Genomic DNA, 5658 nt, shown 5'->3' with positions numbered 1-5658 from the left:
CACAAGGGCCAGCCAGGCCACGCCGAATCCCACCACCAGGGCCAGGGTCGCCCGCGCCGCCAGCTTCACCCCACCTGCGGCGATCTTGTCGGCCACCAGCAGCGCCGCGAACAACGCACTGGGCACGATGCTGAGCGCCATGAAGGCAATCCATGCACCGCCCAGCAACGAGTCGATGACCATGCAGCGGAACTGCGCCGCTGCCGGTTTCTGGGCGCGGTGAATCAAGGCCAGCGCAATGGCCGGCCATAGCAACGCGTTGACCAGCAGCAGCACCCACGCCACCACACCGTCGTTGCGCTCGAGGATGATCGAGGCAATCGGCAGGGCGGCAAGGCCGTTGCCGACAAACCGCATCCAGCCAATGCGGCGGGCCGCGCCGATTCCTTCCACCGCCAATTCCGCAGAATCCGTCAAGAACGGCACACTTCCCCCTCGACTTCCGCCAAAGCCCGATCCGCACACCGGAATCGGGAGCAGTCTGGCACTGTGGCGTAAATAACGGGTCAATATCGGCACGGGACGGTGCGACATCGGGTCGCAGGCTGCGCGCGGGCCTTCCAGACGGCCACGGCCGCTGCCTCCCTTAGAATCAACCCCGTGCGCTCTCCTGCCCTCCACCGCTGGCTTCATGCCTGGGCCTGCCTGGCCATGCTCCTGGTGGGGGTCGCGCCGCTGGTCAGCCGGGCGTTGGCGCACCCGGGCGTAAACGCTTCCCAGGCGCCGAACGCCCATGGCGCACCCCACCCCGCGCTCGACCCCGCCCCCGTGGGCGCGTACCCCAAGCATCACGATACGGCGCATGGCATGGATCACGCGATGGCGATGGCGACCCCGCGCGCGCATGGCCAGGCGGCATCGCCAGCCATCACGCCGGCCAAGTCTCCAGATCCCCACGCCGAGCATGCCATGGGCGTGGACTGCGACTACTGTCTGATCGCCGCACGGATGGTCAGCCTGCTGGTCGCCCTGCTTCTGCTCATTGCGCTCTGGCCCGCGGTCTTCCGGGCTTTGGCGAGGCAGGTCGTTGCCCCGCAAATGCCCCCGCCAGGCACACTCGGCGCCCGCGGTCCGCCGCCCGCCCTCGCCTGCTGATCCAGCCTGCGTCCTGAGGCGCGCATCGCGCCCGGCCGTCCGTACCCGCCCCACTCACCCGGCAACTCTGCCGGGCCGAATGCGCGCGCTGGATACTGCCCTTCCCCTCCGCTGTCCGGCTGACCCGCCGGCTCTTTTGCCTGTCTCGACCACGCGGTGGTCGCGGCAACTCGATCTTGTGGACCATGAACAGACTTCCCGCTTCCCGCCCGCTTTCCAGGGCCACTCTGATTGCGCTCGCCAGCGCTGCCTTGGCCCCGTCGCTGGCGTCCGCCAAGGAGGACACCGTGCTCACCCTGGGTACCGTGCAGGCCCGCGCCAGCGCCGAGCGCGACCTGTCGGCACGGTCGGTATTCACCTCCGTGGACATCCTCGGTGGCGACCTGCTGCAGCAGCAGAAGGTGGATCACAGCTGGGAGCTGCTGATGAACGCCCCCGGCGTGCAGGTCACCCAGTTCAAGATGGGCACCGATGCCGGCCGCTTCTCCTTCCGTGGTTTCAACGGCGAAGGCCGCATCAACGCGGTCAAACTGCTCATCGACGGCGTCCCAAGCAACGACAACGCCGGCGGCATGCCCTACCTGGATGCGGTGTTTCCGCTGGACATCAGCGCGATGGAGATCGTGCGCGGCACCAACGACGCGCGCTACGGCCTGCATGCCATCGCCGGTGATGTAAACGTGCTCACCCGCCATGGCGGCAACGACGGCCAGCTCAGCGTCACCGTCGGCAGCTTCGGCACACAGGACGTGCAACTGGCCAAGGGCGTCGAGAACGGTGCCTGGTCGCAGAACTATTTCATCGGCTGGCGTGGCACCGACGGTGAGCGCGACCATGCCGAGGGCACCCAGCGCAGCTTCGCCGGCAAGTGGTTCTACACCGATCCCGAGGGCCGCTGGCGCGCCGGTCTGGCCAGTCGTTACTACAAGAACGCCGCGCTGGAAGCGGGCTATCTCAGCTACCCGCAAGTGCAGGCCGATCCCTGGCAGTCGCCCGATTACGCCCGCGACGACCGCAGTGAGCGCGAAACCGTGCAGACCGCGCTGCACCTCGATGGCGCCCTCGCCAGCGACTGGCATTGGAACGCCAAGGCCTACCAGAACGACTATCGTAACCAGCGCTGGGTGACCTTCACCGCAGGCGGCGCGCAGCAGGAGCGCTTCAACGATGAAACCCACCGTGGGCTGATCCTCAACACCACCTGGCGCCCCACCACCACTCTGGCCGAGTTGGTGCTCGATGCCGGCGTGGATGGGCAATGGCAGGACAACACCGCCCGCCGCTACCGCACTGTCGCGCGCGAACGTCAGGCCACACTGCGCGACTGGGCGTTCGATCTCGACACCCACGGTGCGTATATCCAGGCCGTGATCCGCCCCTTCGACGCGCTGAAAATCGTGCCGGCCTACCGCGTGGACCGCATCTACGGCGATTTCCACAACGTCGCCGACGGCACGCGTGCACCGGTGTACGACTACGGCCTGATCAGGCAGCCCAAGCTGAGCGTGTCCTATGACCTGGGCAGCCGCACCGTCGCCTACGCCAACTGGGGCCGCACGTTCCAGATCGGCAGCGGCAACGGCGCCTACCGCACGCAGCCCGGCAATCTGTCGCCGTCGATCAACGACGGCTGGGAGACCGGCCTCAAGTGGGCACCCATGCAAGGGCTGCAGGCCCGCATCGCCTACTGGGAACAACGCGCCTCCGACGAAGTGGCCACCATCCTCGGCGTCAACGGCAGCGTGGGCAGCAACGAAGTGGGCAACGTCGGCAAAACCCTGCGCCGCGGCTGGGACGCGCAGCTCACCTGGCAGGCCAGCGCGCGCTGGCGTGCGTGGGCGTCGTATTCCCGGCAGAAGGCGGTGATCAAGGTGCCCGACCCCAGCACACCGCAGACCCGTGGGCGACAGGTCGAGAACGTGCCGAACTGGCTGGCCAACGCTGGCGTGGAGTACACGACCACCCCCGATTGGACCTTCAGCGCCTGGAGCAACGGCCAGGGTGACTACTTCGTGGAACGCACCAACACGCTGGGCCGTTACGGTGGCTATGCGTTGTTGAATCTGAGCGCCACCTACCGCCTGGACCCGCGCAACAGCCTGGCCCTGCAGCTGAAAAACGCGACGGACCGCTTCTACGTCTACGCCTGGTATGACAGCGGCGCATCCGGCTACTCGCCCGGCGATGGCCGCGCCCTCTACCTCAGCTGGACCCGGGAGCTCTGATATGGATACCGCCATCCCGCCGCCGTCCACCGAACGCTGGCGCTTCTACCGCGCGGTGTGGCGGTGGCACTTCTATGCCGGTCTGTTCGTACTGCCTTTCATTGCCTGGCTGGCACTGACCGGCGCGGTCTACCTGTACCAGAAGCCCATTGACCGGTGGGTCCACCATGACCTCAAGGTCGTGGAAAACCCACAGCACGCTCGCACGCTCCCCAGCGCCCAGATCGCCGCCGTCACCGCCCTCACGCCTGGCGAGGTGTTCCGCTACAGCACCCCGGAGCGCAGCGATGGCAGCGTGGAAATCGGTGTGCTGGAGGCCGACGGTCGGCGCGAGATCTACTACGTTGACCCGACCTCGGCGCGCGTCCTCGGATACCTGCCGGAAAAAGGCACGTTCTCCGGTGTCGTACGCCGGCTGCACAGCCTGGACCTGCTCGGTGACTACGCCCGTGCGCTGATCGAGATCGCTGCCGGCTGGGCCATCCTGCTGGTGTTGACCGGTGTCTACCTGTGGTGGCCGCGCGGGCGCAACGGTGGCGTCACCACGGTGCGTGGCCGGCCGGCCCAGCGCCTGTTCTGGCGCGACCTGCATGCGGTGACCGGTGTCTGGGTGGGGCTGGCGCTGCTGTTCCTGGCGGTCACCGGCATGCCCTGGTCGGTGGTGTGGGGCAAGCAGGTCAACGCGTGGGCCAACGGGCAGGACTACGGCTATCCGGCTGGCGTGCGCGTGCAGGTGCCGATGTCGCACCAGCGGCTGGCCGACACCACCACGCCCACCTGGTCGATGCGGCAGGCGCAAGTGCCGGTGTCATCCCTGCGCCACGCCGAACACGCGCCTGCCGATAGCCATGCCGGGCACGAGGGGCACGGCAGTGGTGCACTGGGCGATCTCGCCGCCCAACCTGGCAGCATCGGCATCGACGCCGCGCTGCAACGCATCAACGGCCTCGGCCTGGCACCCGGTTACAGCGTGGCGCTGCCGCGCGGTCCGATGGGCGTGTACACCGCCTCGGTCTACCCCGAGGACGTGGCAGGCCAGCGTGTGGTGCACCTGGACCAATACAGCGGCCGGGTGCTGCTGGACATGGGCTACGCCGAGTACGGCGTGCTGGGGCGTGGGCTGGAATGGGGCATCAACGTGCACCTGGGACAGGAATACGGCACGTTCAATCGCCTGTTGCTGGTCGCCGCCTGCGCCGCGATCCTCATGCTGTGCATCAGCGGCGCGGTGATGTGGTGGAAGCGGCGGCCGGTCGGCGGGATGGGCGTGCCTGCGCTGCCGAGGCAACGGCGAACGGTGGCCATCGTGTTCGCGCTGCTGTGCATTGGCGGGGTGGTGTTCCCGTTGGTGGGTGCCTCGCTGCTGGTGGTGGGCGTGCTCGACTTCATCATCAGCGGCGGCTGGCGCGCTCCGCGCCCGGCGCGCGATTGAAATGCCCGCCCAACCCCATGTCCGGAATACAGCCAAGCATCCTTCGCGAGAGCAATGCTGTCTGGCGCTGATACATCCGTCAGGTCTTCAGCACCTGCATCTGCAGAAACTGCTCGAACCGCGCGCGGCTGACGGCCTGGTGTTCGCCACAGTGGGGGCAGTTGAGCAGACCCGCGCCTTGCACGTCCACCAATCCTTCCCCCTCGGACAACCTGCATTCCTGCATGCACGATTGGCACTGGACATCCAGTTGTTGCAGCATTTTTATCGTCTGCGCGTCGGCCATTTCAGCGCGAACACCCAGGATCAGAAACTTGCCGGTCATCGGAAACTCCGTACTAGGCATCCTCGCCACTGATATGACCGTGATCAGAAGCGCGCCAACGAGGATGAACATTGGGGAAACCTTCTTGGCAGACGCCACCGCATGCCCTGCGGGTGGCCAACCGACTGCGATTTGAAGGAAGGATAGGCATGATCCCGATGCGACCCTGCAAGGAGAGTGAAGCCGGGGTTCGCAGCGTGTCAAGATCGGGCCGATGCGACGGAAGGGCGCGACCGTCTCTCCGCAAAGAACAACGCCTGCGTGGCGCGTCCGCCCGCTGCGCCTTGGCAATGGCGCAGCAATCCTTCAAAGTCCCTCACACGCTCCATGATGCCAACGATCCATGACCCGCCTGCTCATCATTGAAGACAACCCTGAGTTGGTCGCAAACCTGTACGCCTTCTTCGAGCCGTTGGGCTATGTGCTGGACGATGCACGGGATGGCGCCACCGGGCTGCGGCTGGCTACGCAGAACGATTACGACGCCATCCTGCTGGATCTGATGCTGCCGCGGCTGGACGGAATGACGCTGTGCCACAAGCTCCGCGAAGAGTTCCAGAATCCGGTGCCCATCCTGATGT

General features: G+C 66.7%; 6 protein-coding genes. 4 read left to right on the top strand and 2 right to left on the bottom strand.

The features are described from left to right. Positions 1–426, bottom strand: a 426-nt coding sequence (locus AC1DQP_RS15320) for an MASE2 domain-containing protein (RefSeq protein WP_478051936.1), incomplete at its 3' end; no start/stop codon positions are given. A gap of 225 nt (positions 427–651) precedes the next feature. Here AC1DQP_RS15320 and AC1DQP_RS15315 point away from each other — a divergent pair. The 3 genes from AC1DQP_RS15315 (at position 652) to AC1DQP_RS15305 (ending at position 4752) form a co-directional block, all read left to right on the top strand. Beyond that, positions 652–1095 (top strand): hypothetical protein, encoded by a 444-nt coding sequence (locus AC1DQP_RS15315; protein ID WP_457319399.1) that lies wholly within the window; start codon positions 652–654, stop codon positions 1093–1095. Positions 1096–1280: 185 nt separating this feature from the next. Beyond that, positions 1281–3320, top strand: coding sequence for a TonB-dependent receptor (locus AC1DQP_RS15310; protein WP_457319396.1), 2040 nt, complete (start codon positions 1281–1283; stop codon positions 3318–3320). 1 nt (position 3321) lies between these two features. Next, positions 3322–4752 (top strand): PepSY-associated TM helix domain-containing protein, encoded by a 1431-nt coding sequence (locus AC1DQP_RS15305; protein ID WP_478051935.1) that lies wholly within the window; start codon positions 3322–3324, stop codon positions 4750–4752. 79 nt (positions 4753–4831) lie between these two features. On the opposite strand, the gene AC1DQP_RS15300 is transcribed toward AC1DQP_RS15305, so the two are convergent. Next, positions 4832–5077 (bottom strand): hypothetical protein, encoded by a 246-nt coding sequence (locus AC1DQP_RS15300; protein ID WP_457320661.1) that lies wholly within the window; start codon positions 5075–5077, stop codon positions 4832–4834. Positions 5078–5420: 343 nt separating this feature from the next. Between AC1DQP_RS15300 and AC1DQP_RS15295 the strand changes: the two genes are divergently transcribed. Further along, the coding region (locus tag AC1DQP_RS15295) for a response regulator (protein WP_478051934.1) at positions 5421–5658 on the top strand (238 nt) is incomplete at its 3' end.

Source organism: Stenotrophomonas sp. P5_A8 (assembly GCF_056400545.1).
This window is presented reverse-complemented; position numbering and strand designations above follow the sequence as displayed.

Bases quoted from the DNA above. Each gene is read 5' to 3' on its own strand.
- AC1DQP_RS15315 (WP_457319399.1), top strand. From the start codon at position 652: ATGCTCCTGGTGGGGGTCGCGCCGCTGGTCAGCCGGGCGTTGGCGCAC.
- AC1DQP_RS15300 (WP_457320661.1), bottom strand. From the start codon at position 5,077: ATGACCGGCAAGTTTCTGATCCTGGGTGTTCGCGCTGAAATGGCCGAC.
- AC1DQP_RS15305 (WP_478051935.1), top strand. From the start codon at position 3,322: ATGGATACCGCCATCCCGCCGCCGTCCACCGAACGCTGGCGCTTCTAC.
- AC1DQP_RS15310 (WP_457319396.1), top strand. From the start codon at position 1,281: ATGAACAGACTTCCCGCTTCCCGCCCGCTTTCCAGGGCCACTCTGATT.